Below are 26,180 nucleotides of genomic sequence, written 5' to 3'. Positions count from 1 at the left end.
TGTTTGAACTCGCGGCTGAACATCCTTCTTGTCATGTAGATTCTCCAGTTTCATTAACACCTTATCTCGGTGTCCACGAAACCGGCAGCAGCTCAATGAATGTCTTGAAAGGTCTGCGCACGCCTCACGCTGCGCCACGCTCAAGTGACCGCTTTGGCGACATGCCCCGGAAGGGCCGATCGGCGGCTCAGGGCCGGAGGCATAGATATTCAAGCGTGCAGAATCCTCCTTGCGCTGAATAAGTCTCCACCGGGTTTCATACGAATTTTGGCAGTCCGTTCGCACCCTGAACGGGGCAGGTCAGGTAACTCTAAGCGCAGACTGATCAGGCCACGATGTCCGCGTCACCCGGCCTCAGCCGGACCCAAGCGAAAGCAGCGCGCGACGAAATTCCGGCTCGCTTAGCACCACCTCGCCCGCACCAAGCGCCTCGGCGTGGCTGAGGGCGCGGGCGGTTAGGGTCTGGGCGGTCTCGATGGCGCGGGGCAGGGCAAGGCCCCGCCCGATGCCCGCGACCACAAGCCCAGCGAAGAGATCGCCGGTGCCGGGCAGGGAGATCGGCAGGCGCTTGGTCGGGTGGCGGCTGAGGCCTTCGGGGCCCAAGAGCACCGTCTCGAGTTGCCCGGGGCCGGTGTCGTCGAGCACGCAGCCGGTGGCGATCAGATGCGCTTCGGGCGCGATGTGCAGCGCCTCGCGCGCCGCCTGAAGATCGGCCAACGTGTGGATCTGCTGCCCGGTGAGCCAGGCGAGTTCGAATGGGTTCGGCGTGGCGATGTCGGCCATCGGCAGCAGCCGGTCGCGCATTACGCCGGCGATGGCTTCGGGGACATAGAGGCCGGGACCGGTGTCGCCCATCACCGGGTCGCAGATGTAGCGCAGGCGCGGGTTCGCGGCCTTCGCCTCGGCCACGAAATCCGCCACCATCTCGGCCACATCGAGCGAGCCGATATAGCCGGTGAGGATAAAATCCGCCCGTTCGGGAAGGCCGCGTTCGCGCGCGCCTTGCAGCAGGTCGGAAAAGAATTCTGGCGGCAGCGCGCGGCCGCGCAGGGTCGGGTAATCGGGTGTATTCGAGAACACCACGGTAGGGATCGCCGCGACCTCGAGGCCTGCCGCCTGCATCGGGAAGAGCGCCGCGGAATTGCCGACATGGCCGAAGACCACCTGGCTCTGGATCGAGATCACGAAAGGGGTATCTCGCTTGCCTTCGATCCTGATGGACCTTTAAGCGCGGACCTCGTTCTGGGTCGGGATCGCGACAGGCGAAATAATCCAATTTATTTGTGGGCAGAACATCCCGACTTTCCCGTTAGCGGATCGGACATGGTGCAGGTCGGCGAGCGCGTGATTGATCATATCAGTTTGAGCGTCCAACGCGAGTTCGAGGGGTTCACCTTTCACTCCATCACGGGATTTCAGGATATCGCGGTCACAACCATCACCGATGATACGGATTCGTTCCTGTATTCGACGTATTTATCGGACTACGGAATGCCTATGTCACCAGGTGAATTTTCCGATCCGGACGAAGACTGGGGAATCGTTTATGAAGGCGAGCGTGTCTTCAGTCAGGAATTTCGGCTGAATTCTCCTGAAGGAGCGCCAGTTGAGTGGGTGGCGGGACTGTCCTACTTCCGCTCCCGATATGACATGGATCGAACGCAGGAGAGCAATTACTCCCCGTCTCTGAACGGACATTACGACACCACGATCACCAGTCAGACACTTGCGGTCTTCGGAGACATCTCCGCGCCTGTCAGTGACCGACTGACCTTCTCGGCAGGCCTGCGGGCCGCGCGCGATCGCCAGACCTTCGACACGACCTATGTTTCGAATGGCGCTCCAGGCACGGTGCCAGGGCATCGGCAAAGCGGCAGTTTCGAAGATGACTACGTCACTGGCCGCGTTGCAGTAGACTGGCGCTGGAACGATGAATGGATGAGTTATGCCTCGATTTCCAGGGGGTATGCTTCTGGGGGGTTCGAACGTTATTCCTTGAACGCCTATATGGGACTGGACACGCCTCCCTTCCGGCCATCCACTTCTTGGGCTTATGAACTGGGCACGAAAGCTGAGCTTTTGGACGGCCGGCTCAGCCTGTCGGGCGCACTGTTCTACAACGATGTCGCGGACGGACAGCTGACGGCATTCGATGCGGCCACAATGAGTTTCGCGTTCGATAACCAGGATTACCGAAGCTATGGAGCCGAGCTCGAGTTTCGGGCGGAGTTGACGCCTCATGTGGCGCTTCGTGGGGGTGTCGGTTGGACGAGAACGCGCTTGGTCGATGTCCCGAACGGAGTCACCACTGGCGCGATGAATGGCAACAGGGTTCCGAATATGCCCGAGCTTACCGCAAGTCTTGGGCTGGACCTTCGCTATCCTCTGGGCCGGGGGGAGGCAATTGCCTCTCTGGATGGGCGTTGTTGCAGAAGTCAGCGGCGGAGCGAGCAGCCCCCTTTCCCTTTTGGTTCAGGCAACGCGTTCAATCTCGGCGGTGCCGAGCGCGTTAAAGCGGTTCATGAGGGCAATGCGGATGTGGATTTCGGCGGTTTGGCGGTCCGGGTCACGTGATGCGATCCTCTCACCAAAAGCCTTCAAGCATCGCATCTTCGCCTCGACCCTACTTCGGGCATGATAGCCGGTCCAGCGCTTCCAGATGGTTCGGCCGAGGCGTTGGGTCGCGCGAAGGATCTCGTTGCGGGCTTTGGCAGCGGAGCAATCCTCCCGCCATCGCCGCCCATTCTTGCGGATGGGGATGATCGCGGTGCCGCCGCGCTCCAGGATCGCGGTGTGGCAGCGGCGCGTGTCGAACGCGCCGTCTCCGGTCACGGTGCCGATCGTCTCATTGGGCGGGATTTGGTCCAGGAGATCCGGCAGAACGGGACTGTCACCCTTGTCGCTGGAGGTGAACTCCACCGCGCAGATGTCCCCGGTGGCGGTATCCATTGCCAGATGGACCTTGCGATACTGGCGTCGGCGGTGGGTGCCATGCTTGCGCGCCAGCCATTCCCCATCCCCTAAGAACTTGATTCCCGTGCTGTCGACCAGCAGGTTCAGCGGACCTGGCGCACGACGCTGCGTGATCTGCACCTCTATGGTTTTTTGCCGCCGGCTCAGGGTGGAAAAATCGGGAACGGGCCAGTCGAGCCCGGCCATCGACAGGATACTCGCCACCATCCCTGTCGTTTGCCGAAGCGGCAGCCCGAACAGAACCTTCACCATCAGACAGAATTGCACCGCGGCATCGCTGAACACCGGTGGACGACCATTGCGCCCGGTCTTCGGAGCGAGCCACACCATATCCTTGTCGAGCCAGATCAGCAGAGACCCTCGTCGCCGCAATGCATCGTTATAGGACGTCCAGTTTGTCGTGCGGTAGCGGGCGGCTTCAGGCTTGGTCATGCAAGCTGATTAACCTCATGGATTCGCAGTGTGAATCCTCCTTTCTGCGCACTTCTGCAACAACGCCGTTCCAGCGCCCGCCCCGGCGCCAGCGGACCGGCGAATTGGGACAGAACGAGCCCGGGCTTGCCGGATGTGTCGCCGGTCTTGTCGCGGTAGCGGTCGTTCCAGAAGTCTCGTGTGGTCTGTTGCATGGCGATGCTCCTTCAGGCCGCAGCGGTCAGATCCGGATCGAAGATCAGCGAGCGATGCGCGGCGCCGCCTGCCATCACGCCCGCCGCCGCGGCGATCGTGGCATTGGGCATGGGGCTGGCAAGGTCGCCGGCGGCGAAGACGCCGGGCTGGCTGGTGGCCTGCATCGGGTCGACGGCCACATAGGGGCCGGTTGGTCCGTCCTTCATGGTGCAGCCTAGCTGCGCAGCCAGATCGCAGGAGGGCGCTGTGTCCGGCGCCAGGAACAGCCCCGCCAGTGCGATCTCACGGCCGTCGTCCAGCCGCACCCCGTCCAGCCCCGGGGCGGTGCCGATCAGCGCCGCGACAGGCATTTTCTCGACCGTGACACCCCGGGCGGTCAGGCCTCGCCGCTGTTCCGCACTCAGTGCGAGCGCCCCTTGGGTGAAAAGCGTAGTCGGCCCCCAGTCGGGCAGCAGCATCGCCTGATGCAGCGCCGCCTCGCCGCGCGCGAGAACGCCGACGGAATCGCCGTTCAGCTCGTAGCCATGGCAATAGGGGCAATGCAGCACCGTGGCACCCCAGCGGTCTGCCAGACCCGGCAGATCGGGCAGGCTGTCGCGCACGCCGAAGGCCAGCACCAACCGCCGCGCGGTGATGTCTCCGCCCTCTGCCAATGCCACCCGAAATCCGTTCCCCTCGCGCGCAGCCGAGACCGCCGCGCCGTCCCGGAAGGACAGGGTAGGGTAGGCCGCGAGTTCGTGTCTGAGCGCGGCGCGGATGTCCTGCGGAGTGCGCCCGTCCTGCCCGGGAAACCCGTGCGAGGCTGTGGCAAAGCGGTTACGGGGGGCGCCGGTGTCGAGAACGCAGACGCGTCTGCGGGCGCGCGCAAGCTGCATCGCGGCGGCCAGCCCGGCAAAGCTGCCGCCGATGACGAGAACATCGTGATCCATGGTGGTTCCCTTTAATGTATCACTGAAAGTTACGTGATTCGGTGTGTCATTTCAAGACATGAAACTTTCATTGTTACGTGAGTGCTGCTAAGGAGTCTGAAGAGGCAAGGAAAGGAAACCCCATGGCGCGCGATCTTCGTATGTCCCGGATGCTGCACGTCTTGATCCACATGGACCGACATGTCGGGCGTGCCACTTCGGAACAGATCGCGCAGATGATCTCGACCAACGCCGTGGTGGTGCGCAGGATGATGGCGGGGCTGCGCGAGCGGGGGATCGTGTCGTCGGAAAAGGGTCATGGCGGTGGCTGGCAGCTTGCTTGCCCGCTGGCCGAGATCAGCTTGCGCGACGTCTACGAGGCGGTCGGCCACCCGCCGCTGTTCAACATCGGGCCGCAGGCGGATCCGTCGCCCTGTCTTGTCGAACAGGCGGTCGACGCGCGACTGGACGCGACGCTGGCAGAGGCCGAGGCACGGTTGCTGGCACAATTCGCTGCGATCACGGTGGAGGAGGTCGCGCAGGATTTCGAGCGTCGGTTTGCGGACAGTGGTCACAGGGTGCCGTTCCCCTGGCATGGAGCTACGGGGGAATGAGCGTCCTTGGCCTTTTATGATCCTTGATTGACGGGAAACCAGGCGTGCAGGTCATCCGTCTTGCTCTGCATTTGAAGCCTTTGGCGAACAAAGACCGGTTCAGTTCGACGTTGCAACGAACTTCCAGGGCGTTGATCTGTCAATTCGCCGCGCCTGATGTCATGTTGATTTCCTGCGTGGCGCGCTTGATGCCTCCGTCGCGACCGACCCTAGCAAAGGTGTGTTGCGTCCTGCAGGAAGCGGGCAAGATTAGAAAATCTCATTACCTCGGCAAGAGACGTCAGTTGTGCGAACAAGGCCGTAGTGCATGTCTGATGCTATGCAAACAGGCCGTGTCCTTTCCGAACATCTATCCGCCGCTCTGATCCGCCTTCTGGCAGTTGGTGCCGGCGCGGCCGTCGCCAACAGCTATTATAATCAGGCTTTCCTCGGACATCTGACAGCCGATTTCGGGCTGACGGCTGGCACCGCCGCCATCGTGCCCGTGCTGACGCAGGCGGGCAACGCGCTTGGGGTGCTCTTCCTCGCACCACTCGGGGACCGCCTCGAGCGTAAGTCGCTTATCCTCGTGACCATCGCCGCCCTCGTGGCGGCGCTGATCGGTGCGGCTGTCTCGCCCGGCTTCGTGTGGCTCGCTGTTGCTAGTTTCGCGGTCGGCCTGTTCGCCACGGTCGCCCAGCAGATCGTGCCGCTCGCCGTGCATCTGGCTCCGCCCGACAAGCAAGGTCGTGTACTCGGCACGGTAACAGGCGGCATCCTGATCGGTATTCTGCTTGCCCGCACGGTCAGCGGCATAGTCTCGGACCTTTGGGGATGGCCTTACGTCTTCTGGCTGGCCGCGGTGGTGATGAGCATTGTCGGCGCGGCGCTGGCGCGTTGGCTTCCGCGTGCGATGCCGACGACCGACTTGAGCTATCTGCACCTGCTTGGCTCTCTTTGGACGTTGGTACGCAAGCATAGCGTTCTCCGGCGCGTGGTCGCGGTGCAATTCCTGATCTTCGCGGCCTTCATCAGCTTTTGGTCGAACCTCGCGCTTCTGATGGCTGAGCCGCAGCATGAACTCGGAGGAACAGCTGTAGGACTTCTGGCGCTGGTCGGTGTCGTCGGTGCACTTTCCGCGCCTATCGCAGGCCGGTTCTCAGACAGGCGCGGTCCCGCCGTGGTAGTGTCGATGGGCGCGGGGCTCGTGATACTGGCCTTCCTCATTTTCGGGCTCTGGCAAGGTTCCATTATTGGGTTGGTCACCGGCATCGTGATCATGGATCTTGCTGTGCAATCCTCCCAGGTTGCCAACCAGTCGCGCGTCTATGCACTCGATCCGAACGCACGCAGCCGGCTTAACACCATATTCATGGCAACCATGCTCGCTGGTGGCGCGGTCGGGGCCGGCATTGGTGGAGCTGCCTACGCCGAGTGGGGCTGGAGCGGCACATGCGCTTTGGGCGTCATCTCGGCTACCTTGGCGCTGCTGTTGTCGTGGAAGCCCTAATTCGAGGCGATGCGAAAAATGTCCGCCTTGATCAACGCGGCGGTCGGGCGTTTACCCAGACGGCCCAAGCGTCATGTACCCAACTCGTCGCGCGCCATTGCCACCCCGTCGAGGAATTGGTCGAGCGAGCGTTTTCTCGCAGACCGATCAAAAGCGTAAGCTGGTTGTTTGAATTGGTTGCCAGTCAGAAGTCCTGAGATGTAGCCCGCGACGGTATCGGCGGCCATGACGAGGCTGCTATCGAGGGTATGCACATACTTGCTCGTTACAGTCCCCTTCGAGTGCCCGAGGAGGGCCGCGATGGTGATTTCGCTGAAGCCGAGTTCGTGCGCTATGCTCGCGAAGCTGTGGCGCAAGACATGCGCGGTGATATCGGAGAGTTCGGTGTTCTCGAACAGCTGGCTCCATTGCTTCGGAAAATTGCCGAATGCGTTGTTGCCGCGCACACCTGGGAACACGAACGGCCCTTCCTTTCTCAAGCTCTGCGTTTCCAAGAACTCGACAACTGCCAGTCCTATCGGTCGTGTGGACGCTCCTTCCTTTGTCTCTGACAGCCGCAGACAGCTGTTGGGAAGATCGACATCGGACCAGCGGAGTTCGATAATCTCGCTGCGCCGGCAGCCCGTGAGGGCGATCTGGCGGACGATGCTGACCATGGTGGCGAGGTTTTCATCCCGCTCGGCCTTGTCCAGAATCTTACCCATCAACTGATACTCGCTGTGTGTCAGACGCCGGTCGCGAACGCGATCTTTGGGCTTCCTGATGCCATGCGCGACGTTCGTGTCGACGATGCCCGCCTCCGAAGCATAGGTGAGGATACCGCCCAGCAAGCCGACCGCCCGGGTTGCTGTGCCCTGGCCACCCCGCAAGATCGTCTTGCCCCTTAGCTTTTTGGTCTTTCGCGTAGCGCGGGTTTTGCCGAGGATGATGTCATTCATCATCTTCGTAACATCCACTTTGGTCAGATCACGCACCCTCTTCTTGCCGATCAGCGGGATGATATGCCCATTGATCCGCCCGATATCGGTGGAGACCGTTGATGGTCTCTTGGGCTGCCCACGTTTCCCGAGGATGAGGCCGGCGTGCAGGTCTTCGACGTAGCGCTCACAGAGCTGTTGCACGGTCATGGCCTGTCGGTCTTCGTGGCGCTCTTCGGCCGGATCATCGCCCTGAGCGACGCGCCCTAGCTGGACCTTGGCCTCTCGTCTGGCTGTTTCGGCAGTCCAGATACCGTGGAGGCCAATCGTATAGCGGCGCGACCGTCCGTCACGGCGATACTGGATCACGTAGCTGCGCTTCCCAGAAGCGAAAACACGCAACCCGAAGCCAGGCAGGTCGCTGTCCCAGACGACGTAGTCCTTCTTCTGGCTCTTAACGCTTTCAACCAGCCGTTTTGTGATCTTTGGCATCATCAACCTCGTCATCAGAGCAACTGAGCCGCGTAAGCACCACGTAAGCAGTCGGGCGAAAGCTACGGAGTAGTTGCGGCTATTGATTTCGGCGACGAGCCAACTGAAACACAAGCGATTTTAATATGTTAGCGTGCCGTGGCGTGCTGCGTCGCGCATTTCGGATAGACCACGATTAATTGCTCCGAAGGCAGAGGCCAGAGGTTCGAATCCTCTTGGGTGCGCCATTTCACGTTTTTCTTCCTCCAAACTTCGGGACTTCGGATCGGGCGTAGAATGGGTTTCGCATTTCTGCGCGGATTGAAAAATGCGCATAGAGCGTGCTCTTCTTGTCGACAGGGGCAAAAATCTGTTGGCGTCTGTTTGCGACTTGATCGGGTTGTGCGTATACCGCCGAATTGATGAGGTATCGCACAAGGTCCGAGAGTCCCAAAGGGCACAGGTCCGACAGACAGCATCCGACAGGGAGAAGTGGAGAGCCATGCTGAAAAAAATCGCCCTCACCAGCGCGCTGGCGCTCGGTGTCGCCGCCCCGAGTTTTGCCAGCGAAACGTTGCGCTATGCGCATTTCATGTCGGCGAGCAGTTGGCAGAACCAGACGATTTTCGAAGACTGGGCCACGGCGGTCGAAGAGGCGTCGGGCGGCGCGCTCGATGTGCAGGTCTTTCCGGCTCAGACGCTTGGCAAGGCAGCGGCGGGATATGACAATGCCGTCGCCGGCATTGCCGACATCGCATGGACCGTGCCGGGGTATACCGCCGGTCGCTTCCCTCTGAGCCAGATCATGGAGCTTCCGGGCCTGTTCGAGACCGGGGAGGTCGGTTCCTGCGCTTTCCAGAAACTCTACGATTCCGGCGCGCTCGACGCGGAATATGCTGACACGCATATCATCTTTGTGCACACGCACGATCCGGGGCATCTGCACACGGCCAGCAAGCCTGTCCATTCGCTCGCGGACATGAAAGGCCTCAAGCTGCGCCGTCCGACGCAGGTGGTGGGCGAGTTGCTGAGCAATCTGGGTGCCGAACCCGTCGGCATGCCCGCGCCGAACACCTATGAAGCGCTGCAACGCGGGGCCATCGACGGTTACATGTTGCCGTGGGAAAGCGTGGACAGTTTCCGTCTCGACGAGTTGACCGGGTATCATACCGTATTCGGCTTCTATGCGCTGGCTTTCATCGCCACGATGAACAAGGCGAAATATGAATCGCTTTCGCCCGAGGCCAAGGCGGCGGTGGACGCCAATTCTGGTATGAAATGGGCGGTGACGGCAGGTGCCGGTTATGACCGCGAGGGCGCGAAAGTGCTGGAACGTCTGAAAACCGAGTCCACCGTGATCGAGCTCTCCGAGGAGGAACGGGCGATATGGGACGAGGCGGCGCAGAAAGCCACCGACAGCTATATCGCCTATCTGAATGGCGAGGGCCTGCCGGGAACGGCGACCTATGAGGCTGTGAAAGGCTATGTGACGGACTGTGAGGCCGAACTGAACTGATCTCATCCTCCGACGGGCTGTCTCGCCGGGTGGCCCGTCCAATTGCGAGATGACACAAGCCACAGGACCGCACATGCTTCTTTCCACGTTGATTTCCGTGGTTCGGCGCATCGCCGGATGGATGGAGACCGCCTGTCTCGGCATTGCGGCGCTCTGTCTGCTCTACATGGTCTTCGTCGTGGGCTTCAACGTTCTGGCCCGGATCGTTTTCGATGCCACGGATGCGGGGGTGAATGTCATGATCCCCGGTGCGATTGAACAGGTCTCCTACCTTTTGGGCGTGGTGGCTCTGGCTGCGCTGGCTGTCTCGCTGAGCGGGGGTATGATCGCGGTCGATATGCTGGTCGGGCGGTTCCCGCCGCCTCTCAAGGCGCTTGTTGCGCGGCTCTGGTTTGTCGGCATTCTGGCCTTCGCCCTCGTGCTCGTGTGGTTGTTCTGGCATGAGACGCAGGCCACGTTTGCGCGCGGGGAAGAGACGCAGGACCTGCGTATTCCGATGTTCCTGATCTACGGGCTCTATACGCTCGAATGCCTCGCCCTCGCGGTGATCGCTCTGCGTGAAGCGTTCACCACCGACGGCCACCACGCGGAGCTGTCTTGATGACGCCTCTGGTGATCGGATCGGTTTCAATTGCGGTGACGTTCATCCTTGTGATTTTCGGAGCGCCCATCGGGCTTGCGATGATCGCTGTGGGCTTTGCCGGGTTTTCGGCCATCATCGGTGTGGCCCCTGCTTTGAGCGTGCTCAAGACGGCCACTTTCGAGACGGTGACGAGCTATTCCTTCACGCTGATCCCGCTGTTTCTGTTGATGGGCAATCTGGTTTCCCGCTCGGGTGTGGCCGCCGATCTGTTCCGGGGCGCGCTTATCTTGACCCGAGGCTGGTCCGGCGGGCTGGCGGCGGCGGGGCTGACGGCCAGCGCCATGTTCGCCACCGTTTCGGGATCGTCGCTCGCGACCGCCTCCACCATGACCCGCGTGGCTTATCCGGAGATGAAATCGCACGGCTATGACACCCGTCTTGCCACCGGATCGCTTGCGGCAGGCGGCACTTTGGGCATCCTGATCCCGCCCTCCATCGCACTTATGCTCTATGCGCTGATCACCGAACAATCGGTGGGCACGATGTTCCTCGCGGGTATCCTTCCGGGGATTCTCGCCTTTCTCCTCTACCTTGTGACGATCCTGATCATGGCGAAGGTCTGGCCGCCCGAAGAGGGCATGTCCCGGATTGTGGACGAAAAAATCCCCCCGAAAGGCCGGTTCGAAATCTTGCGTCTCTTCGCGCCCTCGCTGGTGCTCTTCGGCCTCGTCATGGGCGGGATTTATGGCAATTTCTTCACCCCGACCGAGGCCGGGGGTGTGGGCGCAGGGCTTGCTCTGATCTTCGCGCTCTGGCGCAGGGTGCCGCGTTCCGGGGTGGTCGCCGCCTTCACCGAGACCATCGTCACCAGCGGCGCGATCTTCCTGATCCTGATCGGGGCGGAGGTCTTCGGCTTCGTGCTCTCCACCTCACAGCTCTCCAATGCTCTGGTCGATTTCCTGAACGCCAGCGGCTTCGGCCCGTGGCAGGTGCTCTTTTGGATCCTGTTGTTCTACGTGATCCTTGGCTGTTTCATGGAAAGCCTCGCGATGATCCTTCTGACCGTGCCGGTTTTCTTCCCGGTGATCCTCGCCAACGGGTTCGATCCGATCTGGTTCGGGGTGATTGCCGTGGTCACGGTGGAACTGGGTCTGATCACGCCCCCCGTGGGCATGAACCTCTTCATGGTCAAAAGCGCTTCGCGCGGCACGTCCCTGTCGAAAATCATGATCGGCGTGATCCCTTTCGTGATCACGGATATGATCCGCCTCGGCATCTTGCTGGCCTTCCCGGCAATCTCCTTGCTGCTCACGGGACGGCTCTGACGCCTCAGTCAGGCCCAGTGCCTATGCTTTCTCTGCGTGCCACCCGGAGTTGCGGGACAGTTCCAGACAAGAGAGAAGGTCAGGCGGTGATGGGACGGAGTCAGTCCTTGTGACGGATGTCGAGCATGATCGAAATGCCCCGCGCGGCATCGGATTCGGAGACGTTTTCGAACATCTCGTCGATCCAGCCGCGATGCGCGGCGGTCATCTCGTCCATCAGTTCACGCCCCTTGTCGGTGATCCGTACAAGAAAGGCCCGGCGGTCGGTTTCCATGGTCTGACGCTCGGCCAGACCTTCGCCCACCAGACGGTCGACGACGCCGGTGACATTGCCATTGGAGACCACGAGATGCTGCGACAGCTCGCTCATTTTCATCCCTTCGGGCTTGGCGTGCAATGCGGCCAGAACATCGAAACGGGGCAGGGTGGTGTCATAGCCTTCGCGCAGCTTTTCGCGCAGGTTGGCCTCGACATAGCGCACGGCCTTGAGCATCTGAAGCCAGAGCCGCAGACGCTGGCGGGCGAGGCCCTCGTCGATTTCTTTTTGCTCTGTCGCCATTTCAGCCTCCACTCGAACATACGATTTATTTCATATATCGACTTTTAAAGCTGAGGGTAAAGCGAAAGCTGCATGTGCAGCATGAAAAACACCCCGCCTGTGGGGCGGGGTATCGGTTCGGTTTGGGTCTCAAACAGTGATTATGCTGCGGGATCAGGCAGTTTTCGCGGCTTGCCCGCCGTGTCGACCGCCACGAGGACGACTTCGGCCTGCATCACGGGGCGGGCTTCGGTCGCGGGTTCTGCTGTGCCAGATAGAGACAATGTAAAGGAGCTGTTGCCGCGTCGGGTCAGCTCCGCATGTATGACGAACTCTTCGCCGGGGGCGAGCGGGCCGAGAAATGTCAGTTCCTTGATGGAAACGATCATCACGTCTCCGGCGGCGATTTTGCGCCCGGCAAGGCCCGCCGCATGGTCGATCTGTGCCATGATCCAGCCGCCGAAAATCATCCCGCGTGGCGTGACCTGATCGTAGGGGGCGACCAGGATCAGAACGGGCGTGCCGTCAGGGCGGACCATCTCAGTCATGGGGGATCACGGCGGTGGCTTCGATCTCGACCTTGGCCTCGTCTTCCATCAGGGCGACGACCTGAACCACGGCCATGGCCGGGAAATGCCGCCCGATCACCTCGCGATAAGCGGCGCCGAAGCCGCGCAGGTTCGCAAGATATTCCTGCTTGTCGGTGATATACCAGGTCAGGCGCACGAGATGCTCGGGGCGTGCTCCCGCTTCGGCCAGCACGGCGACGATATTTTCGAGTGTCTGGCGGAACTGGCCCACCATGTCCTCATGGTCCCATTTCTGTTCGGCATTCCAGCCGACCAGACCGCCGGTGAACACCATGCGGCCCTCGGCCAGAACGCCATTGGCATAGCCTTTGGCCGGAACCCAGCCGTCGGGCTGGAGGAACATATGGGGGGTGAGTGCGGTCATGCAGTTTTCTTTCGTTGGTCTTGAAGGTAGGCGGTCATTTTCCCGCGCAGCGCCTCGGGCCAGCGCGCGGATTTGGTCTCGGCGAGCGAGACATGCACGATGGTAGCCCGGCAGGTGAAACGCAGCTCTCCGGCGCTGTGACAGGTGATGGCCAGTTCGGCGGAAGCCCCGCCAAGGCGTGCGATTTCAAGTGTGAAATCGAGCCGGTCGCCCAGCCGTGAGGGTGCGGCAAACCGCACGTTGATCTCGCCCATCGGGGTGCCGAAGCCTGCGGGGGTCATATCGGCCCAGCTTGCCCCGAGGGCATCGGCGAAGAAACGCTCCTGCACGGCAGAGATCATTTCGAAATAACGTGGATAAAAGACGATGCCCGCCGGGTCGCAATGGTTGAATTCCACCTGACGGGAGAGCGTGAAGACCTCGCTCATGTTTCACCTCCGGAAACTGAAATACATTGTCCGGTGACCATATCGGAGCCCTCGCCACAGAGCCAGAGCACGGCGCGGGCCACATCTTCGGGCGGTACGAGGCGGTGCATCGGATTGGTGGCTTCCAGAGAGGCGCGGGCCTCGTCGTAGCTACGCCCAGTTTTCTCCACGATATTGGCAATCGAGCGCTCGGTCATTTCGGTGTCGAGAAAGCCGGGGCAGATCGCGTTGACGGTGATGCCCTTGCGCACAAGCTCAAGGGCCACGGATTTCACCATGCCCACGACGCCGTGTTTGGCCGCAGCATAGGGCGCGACATAAGGATAACCCTTGATCCCGGCGGTGGAGGCAATGGCGATGAGACGCCCCCATGGTTTGCCCTGCATCGCGCGGGTGGCTCCGCGCAGGGTCAGGAAGGTGCCGGTGAGGTTCACGGACATCATGCGCTCGAAAGACGCCAGTTCAGTTTTCGCGAAGGGCGCGCTTTCGGACGCGCCCGCATTGGCCACGACGATATCGGGTGCGCAGGCCGCAATTGCTTTGGAGATCGCCGCCTCATCCGTGATATCGGCCACCACCGGCATAATGTTCGGATGCGTGGCGGCCACGACGTCGAGCGGGGCAGGGCGACGGCCACAGATCGTAACCTCGGCCCCGGCCTCGGCAAGCATGGTGGCGATGACGGCTCCGACCCCGGAACCGCCGCCCGTCACGAAGGCTTTTTTGCCGTCCAAACTCATGTCGTCATGGCCCTTGTGCGTTCGGCAAGTGTGTTGGCCTGACGACGGCCGCCTTCATAAGGCGCAGGCCAGGCCTGTTCCTCGTCCCCCAGTTCGACCGCCGCGTGCAGCGTCCAGTAGGGATCGGCGAGGTGCGGGCGGGCCAGAAGGACAAGGTCCGCACGCCCGGCCATCAGGATCGAGTTGACGTGATCGGGTTCGTAGATATTGCCCGCGACCAGAGTCGGCACATGAACGTCCTGCCGGATGCGGTCGGCAAAGGGCACCTGGAACATGCGGCCATAGACCGGCTGTTCCGCCTTGTCGGTTTGTCCCGAAGAGGTGTTGATCGCATCGGCGCCGGCGGCTTTGAACATCGCGGCGATCTCGACCGCCTCCTCGGGCGTGATGCCCGCATCGCCCATCCAGTCATGGGCGGAAATGCGCACGGTCATCGGCTTTTCAGAAGGCCATGCGGCGCGCATTGCGTCGAACACTTCGAGCGGGTAGCGCATGCGGTTTTCGAGACTTCCGCCATACTCGTCCTCGCGCTTGTTGGTCACGGGCGAGATGAAGGAGGCGAGCAGGTAACCATGGGCCGCGTGCATTTCGATCATGTCGAAGCCTGCCTTGGCGGCGGCTTTTACGGCCTCGACAAACTGCGCTTTCACCATATCCATGTCGGCGCGGTCCATCGCCTTGGGCACCACATTGCCCTCCATCAGCGGGATGGCGGAGGCGGAGAGCAGCGGCCAGTTTTCACCCTCGGGCAGCGGCTTGTCGATGCGGTCCCATGCGAGACGCGTCGAGCCCTTGCGGCCCGCGTGACCGATCTGGGCACAGAGCTTGGCGGGGGTTTCGGCGTGGACGAAATCCACCAGACGCGCCCATGCGGGGACCTGATCTTCGCCAATGCACGGACAACCGGGGGTGATCCGGCCTTCCATCGAGACGCAAAGCATCTCGGTAAAGACCAGACCCGCACCGCCCTTGGCGCGTTCGGCGTAATGGATCAGGTGCCAGTCGTTCGGCATCCCGTCCCTGGCCTTGTATTGCGCCATGGGGGAGACCACGACGCGGTTCACCAACTCCATGTCGCGCAGTTTGAAGGGGGCGAACATCGGGCGGCGCGTGGAGTTGCTTCCGGCCTGTTTCTGGAACCACGCTTCGGCGGAACCCAGCCACTCAGGATCGCGCAGACGCAGGTTTTCATGGCTGATCCGCTGCGAACGGGTCAGAAGTGCGTAATTGAACTGCATCAGGTCAAGGGAGAGATAACGTTCCACCTCCTCGAACCACGCGGTCGAATTGCGGGCGGCGGAGGTGACGCGGATCACCTGCAATTTCCGCTCGTTCTGATAGCTTTGCAGCGCCTGTTGCACCGGCTTGCCGGAGTTCAGTTCATCCGCCAGCATGATCGCGCTTTCCATGCCGAGTTTCGAGCCCGATCCGATGGAGAAATGCGCCGTTGCCGAGGCGTCGCCCAGAAGCACGACATTGTCGAAATACCAGCTCTCACAGGTCACGCGCGGGAACTGGATCCAGGCGGAGCCACGGATGTGGTTGGCGTTGGTCATGAGGGCATGGCCGCCGAGATGCTTCGCGAAAATACGCTCGCAAAGCGCGATGCTGTCCTGCTGGTTCAGCTTGTCGAAGCCGAAAGCCTTGAACACCTCCGGCCCGCATTCCACGATGAAGGTCGCCGTGTCATCGTCGAACTGATAGGCATGCGCCCAGATCCAGCCGTGTTCGGTTTGCTCAAAAATGAAGGTGAAGGCGTCATCGAATTTCTGATGCGTGCCGAGCCAGACGAAGTGGTTCTTGCGCATGTCGATTTCGGGGCGGAACTTGTCCTCATAGAGGCTGCGGGTTTTCGAATTGAGCCCGTCTGCGGCGACCAGAAGGTCGTTCGCCGCTTTCAGATCTTCGATCCGTTCCGGCGTGATGTCGGATTCAAAGGCGAGATGGACGCCCAGCTCGCGGGCACGCTCTTGCAGGAGCAAAAGCATCTGTTTGCGCCCGATGCCACAGAAGCCATGTCCGCCGGAGGTCATGCTTTCATCGCCGCGCACGACCTTGACGTCGTCCCAATAGGCGAAGTGATCGCGGATCATTTTCTCCGAGACCGGATCGTTATCTTCGAAATTCGACATGGTTTCGTCGGAGAGCACGACACCCCAGCCGAAGGTGTCGTCAAAGCGGTTGCGTTCATAGACTGTGATGTCGTGAGACGCGTCGCGCAGTTTCATCGAAATGGCGAAATAGAGGCCGGAGGGGCCGCCGCCGAGGATGGCGATCTTCATGGCGCATACCTTCCCTGTTTGGTTTCGTTCAGATTATCTCAAACCAAAACTATTTCAAGACTAAAATAAATTGAGGAGCAAAAAATCCGATCAGATGAAAATATAAATAATCAATGTAATTTAACAGCATGAAGGGCAGTGTCTTTCTGGTTCTTGACCGCATATGTCTTCGTATGATTGTTTAAAGATAAAATAAAATCCTCGGACGACTCGGGTTCTCTCCGGCTGTCCGAGCGCAGGAAAAAGGACGAACCATGCCCTTCACCATTCAAAAACCCATGCGCTTCGGCGATTGCGACCTGACCGGGATTGCCTACCATCCGGCCTATCTGTCGATGTTGGTCGATGTGAACGAGGCGATGTTCGCCTCTTTCGGTGTGACCTGGAAAGAGCTGATGTTCGAGCGTCATCTGGGGCTGCCTTCGGTCAAAATGAACATCGAATTCAAGAAGCCGGCGGTCTATGGAGACGTACTCGAATTCAACGTGCATGTGCGCAAGATCGGGAAAAGCTCGCTCGATCTTTATACGGTGGTGACGGCGAATGGCGATGTGCTCTGGACCATCGAGCAGTTGATCGTGATGACCTCGACCAAGGATCACAAATCGCACCCCTGGCCCGATGACTGCCGCGAAGGGCTGTCCCGCTACCTGCACCCGGAACTGACGCAATAAAAAAGGCCCCCGCGGGGCCTTTTCTTTAGACGGCTTCGAGGCGTCTGAATTTGGAGCGGGCATAGACCAGCGCCTCGCCGTCCCCCAGCGCGACATCCTCGATCGTGCCGATAAAGACCATGTGGCTGCCGTTTTCGCTTTGCGAGGTGACCCGACAGGACAGGCTCGCCAGCGCGGCCTTGAGGCGGGGCAGGCCGGCGGGGCAGGTGGTCCAGTCCGGAGCCGCGAATTTTTCCAGTCCCGTCGCTCCGGTCGCCCCCGCGAAACACAGCGCCAGATCGGATTGATCCGCGCCCAGCAGTTGCACGGAAAACCGACCCGAACGCTGGATTTCCTGACAAGTGCCGGTCTTGCGATTGACACAGACGAGGATCGAAGGCGGGCTGTCGGTCACCGAACACACCGCCGTTGCCGTGATCCCGCGCCGCAGATCGCCCTCCCCGGTGGTGATCAGCGTCACCGCGCCGGGGAAGAGGCCCATAGCCTGACGGAACGTCGCAACATCTACCATATCAGGCGGCCTGAAGGCTTGTGAGATAGTCTTCGGCCGCCACCGGATCGGCGAACCACGGGAAGAAATCGCGTGGGTCGTCAAAGCCGTTGGCGATGCGATGCGCGAGCCCCGGCAGCACCTGCGCCGAGCCCATGATGTTGAGCACGAAAGGCGGTGGCGGCAGGAGCATCATGTTGGTCCAGCGCACGACCCATTGCGCGTAGTCCCAGAACCGCTCGAAGGTGGCGACCATCCACGCCTCGTCGAACGGTTTGTCGCCCTGCGCGAGAATGGCGTCGAAATAGACCGCCGCCGCCTTGGCCGCGTTGTTGGCGCCCTGGCCGGTGATCGGATCGTTAAGACAGACCGCATCGCCCAAACCCAGCACCTTGGTGCCGGAGGGCAGGGTGGCGACGGGTTTGCGCACAGTCGGCGGGAAGCGACCGGCAAGAATGCCGTTGTCATCGGTCAGCTCGATGGTCTTGCAGCGGTCGTATTCCCACGGCACGAAGGTTTTCAGGATGTTGAGCGAGGTTTCCAGATGCCCCGTGGGTGTGGTCGCGTCCTTCCAGCAATCCATCGGGCCGCCCGGCACGCCCTCGAACACCATGATTTCGCAGGGGCCGGATTTGGTCAGCGCCGGGAAGACGAAATATTCACCGACGCCGGGGATCAGGTTGAAGTTCACCGCCGAGAAATTCTCGCGCGGGGTCATGCCATGCACATAGGTGAGCGCGAGGGCGCGTTGCGGTGCGTCGAACGGCGAGCGTTCCGCATCGCGCTCGAAAAGTTTGCCGATCTCGCCTTTGCCGGAGGCCACGATCACCAGATCGGACGTCTTGGATTCCTGCTCCAGCATGGCAATGTCAGCGGAGGCAATCACAAGATCGCCGCCGAGGCGGGTGAATTCTTCGAGCCAGCGCGGCATTTTCACCCGCTGGTCGATCGACTGCCCCTTGGCGTCGAGCTTCGCGGCCCACTCCACCGCCTTGCCGGGCCCCTCCGGGTTCGGCACGGTGAAAGAGATACCCTCGACCGGAGGGCAGGCTTCTTCCCAGAAATTGATGCCGAGCGCGCGCTCGTGATCGAGCGCCGCGTCGAACTGGCATTGCGACGAGAGGACCCGGCCCGCAGCGATCTGATCGCCGGTGCGGTCCTGAATGATCTTGACGTCATAGCCCTTTTGCAAAAGGCCGATGGCGAGTTGCAGGCCGGACTGGCCGCCGCCCACGATTGTGATGCGTTTCATGTATATCTCTCCTGTTGTCTTTGTTTTCTTGTGGTTATTCCATGAGGCGCGGGATCGCCGGAAGTTTGCCTTCAGGGCCCATCGCCGTGTAGCCGCCGTCGACGCGGATGTCGGTGCCGGTGATGAAGGAGGCCTCGTCCGAGCACAGGAACATGATCGCCTGTGCCACCTCTTCCGGGTCGCCCACGCGCGGGAACAGATGGTAATCCGCGCCGACCGCGTCGGTCTTTTCGCGGTCGCCGCCTGTGAGGCTGTCCATGATGTTCGACCAGGTCCAGCCGGGCGAGACCGCGTTGACGCGGATGCCGTCGGGGGCGAGATCCATCGCCTGATTGCGGGTCAGTTGCAGGATCGCCGCTTTCGATACCGGGTAGAGCCAGCGCCCGGTCTGCGCCACACGGGCAGAGATCGAGCCGAAGTTGACGATTGCCCCCTTGTTCTTCGCAAGTTCCACGCGCGCGGCCTGCATCAGCATGACCGAGCCGACAATGTTCACATCCAAAGCTTCGAGCCATTCCGTCCGTGTGCTCTCCGCACCGTTGTCGAGATAGGTGGCGGCGACATTCACCAGAAAGTCGATCCGGCCATAGGTCTCCGTCGCGGTGGCGACGATTTTCGCAATATCGTCATCGGAACGGATATTCGCCGCAACAAAAGTGACCCCGTCACCTTCGAGCGCTTTGCCACCCTCCGCGTCGATGTCCGCGACAACAACCTTTACACCTTGCTCGCGAAAGGCCCTGACCACCGCAGCGCCAATTTTTGTGGCACCGCCGGGCACAATCGCGACTTTGTCCTTCAATCCGCGCATCTGCGTCTCCCTGTTTGTTATGAATTTGTAAAAAAGACTTGCCCGTGTGGTGGTGCCTGGCGCTATCCTGATTGCGTCCGGACTATCCGGAATGCGCAAAAATTTACTTCATCCTTCAAGTAATGCGGAGGTGCCGATGACCCTTGAGGGGGTGGAATTGAGCGGAGGAAGAGCCGGGGCCTTGCCGCTGGCCGGTTCGCCGCTCTTTGTCTCAACCGATGTGGACGAGGCGCGGGTGCGTGTGGCGGAGGTCTATTGCGATCACCGGCTCGATCCCATGGGGCGCGGTCGGTTCGCCGCCCGGCACAACCGGCTCTCTGGACGCGATCTTTCGGTCAATGTTATGACCTACACGGCCAAGACCATGATCACGCCCGGCGCGCTTCGGGAGTTCTACCTGTTTCAATATCCGCTGACCGGTCATGCGTCGATCTCCAACGGGGCGAACCGGCATGAGATCGGCGGCGGACGCAGTGGGGTGGTGAACCCGGATGAGGACACCTGCATGATCTGGGGTGAAGGCTGTGCGCAACTGATGATCCAGGTGCGGCGGGAGGCCTTGCAAGGCATGGCGCGCAGTCATTTCGGCCTGCCGGAAGGACAAACGCTGCGTTTCTTCGGTGCCAATGACATGCGCGCGGGTGAGGGCAAGGCCTTCCTCGGCCTTCTGAACTACGCGGTGAGCGGTGAGGGGCTTTTGGGCAAGGGCGGGCTGATGGGGCAACAGCTTGAGACCATGTTGATGGTCGGTCTGTTGCAGACGCAACGCCACAATCGCTCGGACCATGTTCAGGAGGCGGGCGGACCTTTGCCGCGTGCCGTGCGTCTGGCCGAAGACTACATGAAAGCGCATCTGACAGAGACGATCACGCTGGAAGGTCTGGCGCGCGAGGTGGGTGTCAGCGAGCGCGCGTTGCAGGCGGCATTTCGGGCCGGACGCGGGCGGTCGCCGATGACGGTGCTGCGCGATCTGCGGCTGGAGCGTGCCTGGCAGGATCTGAGCCATCCGGGGCCGGGCACCAGCGTCACCGATGTGGCGATGCAGCTCGGGTTCTTTCACCTCGGACGGTTTTCCGAACATTACCGCCGTAAATTCGGCTGCACGCCGAGCGAAACGCTGCGCGGGGCGGGGCGGCTCTGAGCCCACTCAGCGGCGGTGGGTTGCGACCACCCGCGAGACCTCTTCGTAAATCCCGGAGAGGATGTTGAGCGTGCGCGAGACTTCTTCGAGCCTCTGGGCAAAATCCGGCATTTCGCGCAATTCCTTCACAAGCAACCGGCGACGAATGTCGGCATAGATATCGGTGGCGGATTTACCCTTGTCGGTTGCCTCATAGGTCACGCCGGTGCGGCTTGTGCCCCGTTTGGTGATCAGCTCTTCCGCGACCATTTTTCTGAGCGAATACTGGATGTTCGGAATGTCGTCCCGGTTGCTGAGCCGGGCAAGTTCCTTGATGGATTTCGGGCGGTCGTTCATTCGGATGATATGCAGGAGCGCATTCTCCGGCCCGCTCAACGTCAGACCCGAGGCGGCGACGAGACATTCGGCCTGCCAGCGGCCGAAGCTCTCGAAGGCGCGCATCAGGGCGAATTCCATTTCCGTCGTGGCGATCTCCATCGCATCCGAGGACAAATGCCACTTAAAATCCAGTCCGCGTGGTTCTGCCTGTTTATCGCTCACCTGCTGATCCCTTTTTCATCATTTTCATCGCTCACACAGTCTCTTGTCTCAGGGCGCTTGACACAAGGGGGTTTGAAGCTTCAAGTTTCAAATAAAAAATCAAAGCAAAATTCGAATCAAATGCGACAACCAACAGGAGAGACACGCATGGCACCCAACAAGATGCTTCAGAAAGAGGGATTCAAACTCGGAACCTTCTCATCCAACTGTTCCTCGGGAATGACCGTCAGCAAGGCGCCGGAGCGCTGGGTCAACAGTTGGGAAAACAACCTCAAACTCGGCAAGATGCTCGACGAGGCAGGTATTGATTTCATGCTGCCGATTGCGCGCTGGATCGGCTATGGCGGCGAGACGGATTTCCACGGCGGTGTGCTCGAAACCATCACCTGGGCTACGGCTTTGCTGGCCAATACCAAGGATATTTCGGTCTTTGCCACCATCCATACCACGGCCAATCACCCGGTTGTCGTGGCCAAGCAGATCGCGACCATGGACCAGATCGGACAAGGCCGCGCGGGCCTCAATGTGGTCGCGGGCTGGAACAAGCCGGAATACGAGGCGCTGGGGCTCGATCTGCCGGAAGATCACGAGACCCGTTATGGTTATGCGCAGGAATGGTTCGACATCATCCAGAAGCTCTGGGCCGCGAAGGAGCATTTCGACTGGGATGGAAAGTATTTCAATCTTAAAGGTGTGAAGGGCAACCCTTGGCCGGTGAATGGCGAAGTGCCGATTCTGAACGCTGCGGGGTCGGGCCTCGGGCGCGAGTTCGCGACACAGAACGCCAATTATCTCTTTACGCCTGCGATTGATCTCAGCCGGTCGGTCGAGGAGATTAAGGAACTGCGTGAAAAGGCAGCAGGCAAGGGGCGCGACGTGGGTGTTCTGACCTTCAGCCATGTGATCTGTCGCCCGACGGAGGCCGAGGCGAAGGAATATCACGACTATATCATGAGCCAGATCGACTGGGAGGCGGTGGACAATCTGGTGAACCTGCAATTCGCTCACGCCCAGAGCTTCCCGCACGATCTTCTGGCGCAGATCCGCAATGTCATGGCGCTCGGTCACGGAGGCTTCCCGCTGATCGGTACGCCAGATCAGGTGGCCGAGGGGTTGATCAAACTGCATGACACGGGTTTTGCCGGCACGACGCTGTCCTTCGTCGATTACGTCGAGGAATTCCCCTATTTCCGCGATGAGGTTCTGCCGCGTCTCAAGGAGGCGGGTATTCGCTGAACCGATCCGTTCCGGTGAAAGATCACCCCGCCCGCCCTTGCGGACGGGGTTTACGTACGATGTTTCCGGGCATTTGAACGAAAAATGTCGCGATCAAGCGATTTTTAAAGATGTATTTGCGATAGATCAAGGAGGCTGCGCATGCACTCGTATTCACTGGGGTGAATTTATACCACGCACGGGGTGACTCGTGTGAATGGGAGGAGCACATGCACGCCAAACGCACCATCACCGCGTTCGCCAGCCTCGCTTTCAGCCTCACATTGGGTCTGAGCGCCAGCGTCGCTTTCGCGCAGGAGGTGATCCCGCCGGTGCCCGGAGAGGGGTCTACGGCGGATCACTCGAAATTCAAGATCCTGCAACAGGAGTTCAAATCCGGCCCTGAGGTCACGGCGGCCTGTTTGTCGTGCCACACCGAGGCTGACGATCAGGTCATGCACTCGATCCACTTCCAATGGGAATTCGACAACCCGGCGACGGGTCAGACGCTCGGCAAGTCGAAGGTGATCAATGCGTTCTGCGGCAATGTGGTCGGCAACGAGCCGCGCTGTACCTCATGCCACGCGGGTTATGGCTGGGACGACATGCATTCGGAACCGCCGCAGCAGTCGAATGCGGTGGACTGTCTGGTGTGCCACGACCAGTCCGGTCAATACACCAAACTCGCGACCGGGGCAGGGCATCCACCTCTCGGCGATATTCCGGGCCAGCCGGTGTCGGGTAAGACGATCACAGGCGCGGACGCCTGGGCGGTCGACCTGATGAAAGCGGCGCAGAGCGTGGGGATGCCGACGCGCGAGAATTGCGGCCAGTGCCATTTCTACGGTGGTGGCGGCGACAACGTGAAGCACGGCGATCTGTCTTCGGCGCTGTATGACCCGGATATCCACACCGATGTGCATATGTCGAAAGACGGCGCCAATATGGTCTGTTCCGATTGCCATACGGAAGAAAGCCACAGCTGGGCTGGCTCGCGCTATCTTCTGGACGCCAAGGATACGATCGGCACGGGTGAACCGGGCGAGCATCGCTTCTCCGCAACCTGCGAAAGCTGTCACGGCACCGAGCCGCACCCGGTGAATCTCATGGGCATCAAGCTCAACGATCACACCGACAAGGTGGCCTGTCAGACCTGTCACATCCCGGAATTCGCCCGGGGCGGGATCGCGACGAAAACCAAATGGGACTGGTCGACGGCGGGTCGGCTCAATGAGGCTGGTCAGCCGATTGCCGAGCATAATTTCACCCAAAGCGACGGTCAGGAGTTGCACACCTATCTGACGATCAAGGGCGATTTCGAATGGGGCGAGAATGTCACCCCCTATTACGCCTGGTTCAACGGTGCGGTGGAATACACACTGCCGGAAGAAGAGATTGATCCCTCGCAGGTCGTCGAGATCAATAAGCTTCTGGGCACGCCCGATGGTGCGGACAGCCGGATCTGGCCGTTCAAACGCATGGTGGGGCGGCAGTCCTATGATGCGGGCTATAACAAGCTTGCTTATTCCCATGTCTGGGGGCCGACCACCGACACCGCCTTCTGGACCAATTACGATTGGGGCAAGGCGATCGAGGCGGGGATGAGAGCTGCGGGCTCGGATTATTCCGGCGAATACGGTTTCATCGACACTTATATGTACTGGCCGATCACCCATATGGTCGCGCCCGCCGCCGAGGCCATGGATTGCGTCGAATGCCACGCGGAAGACGGACGCCTCGTCGGATTGGCAGGCGTCGTGATGCCGGGCACCAATCCGAATTCCATCGTCGGGCGTCTGGGTCAGCTTCTCGTGCTGCTTTCGGCGCTCGGTGTCATCGGTCACGGTCTGCTGCGGCTCATCTCGCGCGGTAAAGGAGGGACCCACTGATGTCCAAACGTTTCGTCAAGGTTTACCCCCGGTTCGAGCGGCTTTGGCACTGGACCCAGGTCCTGCTGATCTTCGTGTTGATGTTCACCGGGCTTCGGGTCAGTGGCGTGCATGCGCTCATTCCTTTCGGACCGGCGGTGATGCTGCATACGATTGCAGCGCTCACCCTTCTGGTCGTGTGGATTTTCGCGACCTTCTGGCTCTTCACCACCGGCACCTGGCGGCAGTTTCTGCCGAAGGTCGAAGGCATGCTCGCCACCGCGCGCTACTATGCCTATGGCATCTTCAAGGGCGAGGAGCCGCCCTATCAGAAACAGATGCTGCGCAAACACAACCCGTTGCAGGCGGCCACTTACTTCGGGCTGAAATGGTTCGTCTTCCCGGCGATCTGGGTCTCGGGGATCATCTACCTGACCTATAATTTCTGGGACAGCGGTTCGGACAGCACCTTCGTGCTTGAGGTGGTGCGCAACATTCACCTTCTGGCGGCCTACGTGATCTTCGCCTTCGTGATCGTACATGTTTACCTGCTGACCACCGGCCACGGTTTCCGTGAGCATGTCAAACCGATGGTAACCGGCTATGACTGCATCGAATTGACGCCGGAGCAGGAGGCCTATCTGGAGACCAACGAGCCGGGGCGGCTGAAACCTGTGACCCCTGCGGAGTAAGTCGTAACGACAGGATGAGAAAACGGCGCCGGATAGGCGCCGTTTCAATGACAGGGTGTTGGTTTTTCGAACCGGCGTGGTGGTGCTTCTTAGGCGGCGTCTGCATTTAGGGGAGCGGCAGCGGCGGCCTGTTTGTCCAGTTGCCCGGGGCAAAGCGTTCCGCCAAAAACCTGAGATACAGCTTTTGGCGGAACGCAGTGCAAGATATGAGCGTTGCGCGCGCCCCGCCTTTATCTGATGCCTCAGGTTAAAGGGGGGGCGCTTTAGGCCATCGGCTCGACACAGGCGCTCAACAGGAGCAATGGAAGGGAGAGGAAAATTTTCATCATCTCAAGCACTCTTCCAAAGGAATTTTGCCAGGCCGCGATAGTAAGAAGAGGATCAGGCGTAAAGGGGAGCAACACACGGGGAGCAACACACCATGCAGATTGACGCCAATAAAAAAGCCGCCCTCGGGGCGGCTTTCAAGCTGTTCGGGATCAGCCTGTCTCTTAACCGTTCCAGGTACGGACCACGCCGCAATCCATGTGAACGAAGTTGGAGCCACGGTATGTGCCCACGCCCCCGGCGGAGCAGGCTTTCGCGGCGGAGGCCATCTGGGTGATGCTGCGGGATTTGAGGCGCAGATCGGCGGCCTGGCCCTTCATGTGCAGGGAATTCTTGGCAACACCACGCGAACGGGCCCGCAGCATGGCGTTGGTCTCGGGGGAGCGGTAACCGGACAGCAGCATGTAGGGCTCGTCGGTTTCCATCAGGCGGTGCGCGGCAGTCATGATGTCCACGGTGCGCGCGTCGATCGCCTTGAGTTTCGAGTTGCGCCAGTCGCGCATGAAATAGGTGATTTCCTTGAGAGCCTCGGGGATGTATTCGCCTTCGACCCAGTAGATCGTGTCGATGCTCTCACCCGTGCGCCCCGAATACATGTTGATGCGGCGGACGTCGCCGGCCCCGCGAAGAAACCCTGCCGCGTTGGCATAAACCGGAGTTGCGCTGATGGCTGTTGCTGCAAAGCCGCGAAGAAGTCCGCGGCGTGAAATCACACCCGATGTGTTATTGGTCATTCTCAAAGCGTCCCGTCGCTTACCTGTTTCCCGCCTCATGCGGTCTCGATGTCCTTGTGCCGATTGCCCCG

27 protein-coding genes are annotated in these 26,180 nt (G+C 60.6%); 11 read left to right on the top strand and 16 right to left on the bottom strand.

The genetic code is table 11. The annotated features are described in order from the left end of the window. Positions 1 to 354: 354 nt before the first annotated feature. The gene (gene pdxY, locus C8N42_RS16610; RefSeq protein ID WP_211309208.1) at positions 355 to 1,185 is read right to left on the bottom strand and encodes a pyridoxal kinase; all 831 of its coding nucleotides are present in this window, start codon (positions 1,183 to 1,185) and stop codon (positions 355 to 357) included. Here pdxY and C8N42_RS16605 point away from each other — a divergent pair. Continuing rightward, the gene (locus tag C8N42_RS16605; RefSeq protein ID WP_146168286.1) at positions 1,150 to 2,574 is read left to right on the top strand and encodes a TonB-dependent receptor; all 1,425 of its coding nucleotides are present in this window, start codon (positions 1,150 to 1,152) and stop codon (positions 2,572 to 2,574) included. The two genes, pdxY and C8N42_RS16605, sit on opposite strands and share 36 nt — an antisense overlap. Here C8N42_RS16605 and C8N42_RS16600 read toward each other — a convergent pair. From C8N42_RS16600 to C8N42_RS16590, 3 genes are read right to left on the bottom strand one after another with little or no spacing between them, the layout of a single operon-like run. Further along, on the bottom strand, positions 2,473 to 3,405 hold the full coding sequence (locus C8N42_RS16600) for an IS5 family transposase (protein ID WP_107817694.1): 933 nt from the start codon (positions 3,403 to 3,405) through the stop codon (positions 2,473 to 2,475). The two genes, C8N42_RS16605 and C8N42_RS16600, sit on opposite strands and share 102 nt — an antisense overlap. Next, complete coding sequence (locus C8N42_RS21925) at positions 3,402 to 3,599, bottom strand: hypothetical protein (protein WP_245890220.1); 198 nt, start codon at positions 3,597 to 3,599, stop codon at positions 3,402 to 3,404. The genes C8N42_RS16600 and C8N42_RS21925 overlap by 4 nt, the downstream gene beginning before the upstream one ends. Before the next feature lie 12 nt (positions 3,600 to 3,611). Then, positions 3,612 to 4,529 carry an NAD(P)/FAD-dependent oxidoreductase gene (locus C8N42_RS16590; RefSeq protein ID WP_107817693.1) on the bottom strand — a complete coding sequence of 306 codons (918 nt, stop codon included), beginning with the start codon at positions 4,527 to 4,529 and terminating at the stop codon, positions 3,612 to 3,614. 122 nt (positions 4,530 to 4,651) lie between these two features. Here C8N42_RS16590 and C8N42_RS16585 point away from each other — a divergent pair, with 122 nt between their 5' ends. Then, positions 4,652 to 5,122, top strand: coding sequence for an RrF2 family transcriptional regulator (locus tag C8N42_RS16585; protein ID WP_107817692.1), 471 nt, complete (start codon positions 4,652 to 4,654; stop codon positions 5,120 to 5,122). Between the two features lie 307 nt (positions 5,123 to 5,429). Then, positions 5,430 to 6,611: an MFS transporter gene (locus C8N42_RS16580; protein WP_211309207.1), complete on the top strand. Its 1,182-nt coding sequence runs from the start codon at positions 5,430 to 5,432 to the stop codon at positions 6,609 to 6,611. A gap of 71 nt (positions 6,612 to 6,682) precedes the next feature. On the opposite strand, the gene C8N42_RS16575 is transcribed toward C8N42_RS16580, so the two are convergent. Continuing rightward, on the bottom strand, positions 6,683 to 8,023 hold the full coding sequence (locus C8N42_RS16575; RefSeq protein ID WP_245890218.1) for a tyrosine-type recombinase/integrase: 1,341 nt from the start codon (positions 8,021 to 8,023) through the stop codon (positions 6,683 to 6,685). A gap of 478 nt (positions 8,024 to 8,501) precedes the next feature. On the opposite strand from C8N42_RS16575, the gene C8N42_RS16570 reads away from it, so the two are divergent. The 3 genes from C8N42_RS16570 (at position 8,502) to C8N42_RS16560 (ending at position 11,423) form a co-directional block, all read left to right on the top strand. Then, positions 8,502 to 9,515, top strand: a complete 1,014-nt coding sequence (locus C8N42_RS16570) for a TRAP transporter substrate-binding protein (protein WP_107817691.1) — start codon at positions 8,502 to 8,504, stop codon at positions 9,513 to 9,515. Positions 9,516 to 9,588: 73 nt separating this feature from the next. Then, complete coding sequence (locus C8N42_RS16565; protein ID WP_170109350.1) at positions 9,589 to 10,116, top strand: TRAP transporter small permease; 528 nt, start codon at positions 9,589 to 9,591, stop codon at positions 10,114 to 10,116. Beyond that, the gene (locus tag C8N42_RS16560) at positions 10,116 to 11,423 is read left to right on the top strand and encodes a TRAP transporter large permease (RefSeq protein WP_107817689.1); all 1,308 of its coding nucleotides are present in this window, start codon (positions 10,116 to 10,118) and stop codon (positions 11,421 to 11,423) included. The genes C8N42_RS16565 and C8N42_RS16560 overlap by 1 nt, the downstream gene beginning before the upstream one ends. Positions 11,424 to 11,523: 100 nt before the next feature. Here the strand turns inward: C8N42_RS16560 and C8N42_RS16555 are convergent, their stop codons facing one another. The 6 genes from C8N42_RS16555 to C8N42_RS16530 all read right to left on the bottom strand — a co-directional run bounded on the left by C8N42_RS16555 (position 11,524) and on the right by C8N42_RS16530 (position 16,365). After that, positions 11,524 to 11,982, bottom strand: coding sequence for a MarR family winged helix-turn-helix transcriptional regulator (locus C8N42_RS16555; RefSeq protein ID WP_107817688.1), 459 nt, complete (start codon positions 11,980 to 11,982; stop codon positions 11,524 to 11,526). Between the two features lie 140 nt (positions 11,983 to 12,122). Next, entirely contained in the window at positions 12,123 to 12,509 is a 387-nt protein-coding gene (locus C8N42_RS16550; protein WP_107817687.1) for an acyl-CoA thioesterase, read from the bottom strand. Continuing rightward, positions 12,502 to 12,915: a RidA family protein gene (locus tag C8N42_RS16545; RefSeq protein WP_107817686.1), complete on the bottom strand. Its 414-nt coding sequence runs from the start codon at positions 12,913 to 12,915 to the stop codon at positions 12,502 to 12,504. Before C8N42_RS16545 ends, C8N42_RS16550 begins: the two co-directional genes overlap by 8 nt. Further along, on the bottom strand, positions 12,912 to 13,343 hold the full coding sequence (locus tag C8N42_RS16540; RefSeq protein ID WP_107817685.1) for an acyl-CoA thioesterase: 432 nt from the start codon (positions 13,341 to 13,343) through the stop codon (positions 12,912 to 12,914). The genes C8N42_RS16545 and C8N42_RS16540 overlap by 4 nt, the downstream gene beginning before the upstream one ends. After that, positions 13,340 to 14,083 (bottom strand): SDR family NAD(P)-dependent oxidoreductase, encoded by a 744-nt coding sequence (locus tag C8N42_RS16535; RefSeq protein WP_107817684.1) that lies wholly within the window; start codon positions 14,081 to 14,083, stop codon positions 13,340 to 13,342. Before C8N42_RS16535 ends, C8N42_RS16540 begins: the two co-directional genes overlap by 4 nt. Then, the gene (locus C8N42_RS16530) at positions 14,080 to 16,365 is read right to left on the bottom strand and encodes a bifunctional salicylyl-CoA 5-hydroxylase/oxidoreductase (RefSeq protein WP_107817683.1); all 2,286 of its coding nucleotides are present in this window, start codon (positions 16,363 to 16,365) and stop codon (positions 14,080 to 14,082) included. The genes C8N42_RS16535 and C8N42_RS16530 overlap by 4 nt, the downstream gene beginning before the upstream one ends. A 254-nt stretch (positions 16,366 to 16,619) precedes the next feature. Here C8N42_RS16530 and C8N42_RS16525 point away from each other — a divergent pair, with 254 nt between their 5' ends. Beyond that, a complete protein-coding gene (locus C8N42_RS16525; RefSeq protein WP_107817682.1) occupies positions 16,620 to 17,039 on the top strand; it encodes an acyl-CoA thioesterase in 420 nt (139 codons plus the stop codon). Positions 17,040 to 17,064: 25 nt separating this feature from the next. On the opposite strand, the gene C8N42_RS16520 is transcribed toward C8N42_RS16525, so the two are convergent. The 3 genes from C8N42_RS16520 to C8N42_RS16510 are packed head-to-tail and all read right to left on the bottom strand — an operon-like array spanning position 17,065 to position 19,592. Continuing rightward, on the bottom strand, positions 17,065 to 17,550 hold the full coding sequence (locus tag C8N42_RS16520; protein WP_107817681.1) for a flavin reductase family protein: 486 nt from the start codon (positions 17,548 to 17,550) through the stop codon (positions 17,065 to 17,067). A gap of 1 nt (position 17,551) precedes the next feature. After that, positions 17,552 to 18,781 (bottom strand): styrene monooxygenase/indole monooxygenase family protein, encoded by a 1,230-nt coding sequence (locus C8N42_RS16515; RefSeq protein WP_107817680.1) that lies wholly within the window; start codon positions 18,779 to 18,781, stop codon positions 17,552 to 17,554. 34 nt (positions 18,782 to 18,815) lie between these two features. Further along, on the bottom strand, positions 18,816 to 19,592 hold the full coding sequence (locus tag C8N42_RS16510; protein WP_107817679.1) for an SDR family oxidoreductase: 777 nt from the start codon (positions 19,590 to 19,592) through the stop codon (positions 18,816 to 18,818). A gap of 136 nt (positions 19,593 to 19,728) precedes the next feature. Between C8N42_RS16510 and C8N42_RS16505 the strand changes: the two genes are divergently transcribed. Beyond that, positions 19,729 to 20,733, top strand: coding sequence for an AraC family transcriptional regulator (locus C8N42_RS16505; RefSeq protein WP_170109349.1), 1,005 nt, complete (start codon positions 19,729 to 19,731; stop codon positions 20,731 to 20,733). A gap of 6 nt (positions 20,734 to 20,739) precedes the next feature. On the opposite strand, the gene C8N42_RS16500 is transcribed toward C8N42_RS16505, so the two are convergent. After that, positions 20,740 to 21,273, bottom strand: a complete 534-nt coding sequence (locus tag C8N42_RS16500; RefSeq protein WP_107817677.1) for a winged helix DNA-binding protein — start codon at positions 21,271 to 21,273, stop codon at positions 20,740 to 20,742. A 147-nt stretch (positions 21,274 to 21,420) separates the two neighbouring features. On the opposite strand from C8N42_RS16500, the gene C8N42_RS16495 reads away from it, so the two are divergent. The 3 genes from C8N42_RS16495 (at position 21,421) to C8N42_RS16485 (ending at position 25,048) form a co-directional block, all read left to right on the top strand. After that, positions 21,421 to 22,509 (top strand): LLM class flavin-dependent oxidoreductase, encoded by a 1,089-nt coding sequence (locus C8N42_RS16495; protein ID WP_107817676.1) that lies wholly within the window; start codon positions 21,421 to 21,423, stop codon positions 22,507 to 22,509. Between the two features lie 209 nt (positions 22,510 to 22,718). Continuing rightward, positions 22,719 to 24,377 (top strand): tetrathionate reductase family octaheme c-type cytochrome, encoded by a 1,659-nt coding sequence (locus tag C8N42_RS16490; protein WP_107817675.1) that lies wholly within the window; start codon positions 22,719 to 22,721, stop codon positions 24,375 to 24,377. Next, the gene (locus C8N42_RS16485) at positions 24,377 to 25,048 is read left to right on the top strand and encodes a cytochrome b/b6 domain-containing protein (RefSeq protein ID WP_107817674.1); all 672 of its coding nucleotides are present in this window, start codon (positions 24,377 to 24,379) and stop codon (positions 25,046 to 25,048) included. The genes C8N42_RS16490 and C8N42_RS16485 overlap by 1 nt, the downstream gene beginning before the upstream one ends. A 491-nt stretch (positions 25,049 to 25,539) precedes the next feature. Here the strand turns inward: C8N42_RS16485 and mepK are convergent, their stop codons facing one another. After that, a complete protein-coding gene (gene mepK / locus C8N42_RS16480; RefSeq protein ID WP_170109348.1) occupies positions 25,540 to 26,109 on the bottom strand; it encodes a peptidoglycan L,D-endopeptidase MepK in 570 nt (189 codons plus the stop codon). Between the last annotated feature and the right edge of the window lie 71 nt (positions 26,110 to 26,180).

The sequence above is a fragment of the Celeribacter persicus genome, assembly GCF_003050785.1.
Lineage (GTDB): Bacteria > Pseudomonadota > Alphaproteobacteria > Rhodobacterales > Rhodobacteraceae > Celeribacter > Celeribacter persicus.
Note: the sequence above shows the minus strand (reverse complement) of the source record. Positions and strands in the feature narration are given on the sequence as shown.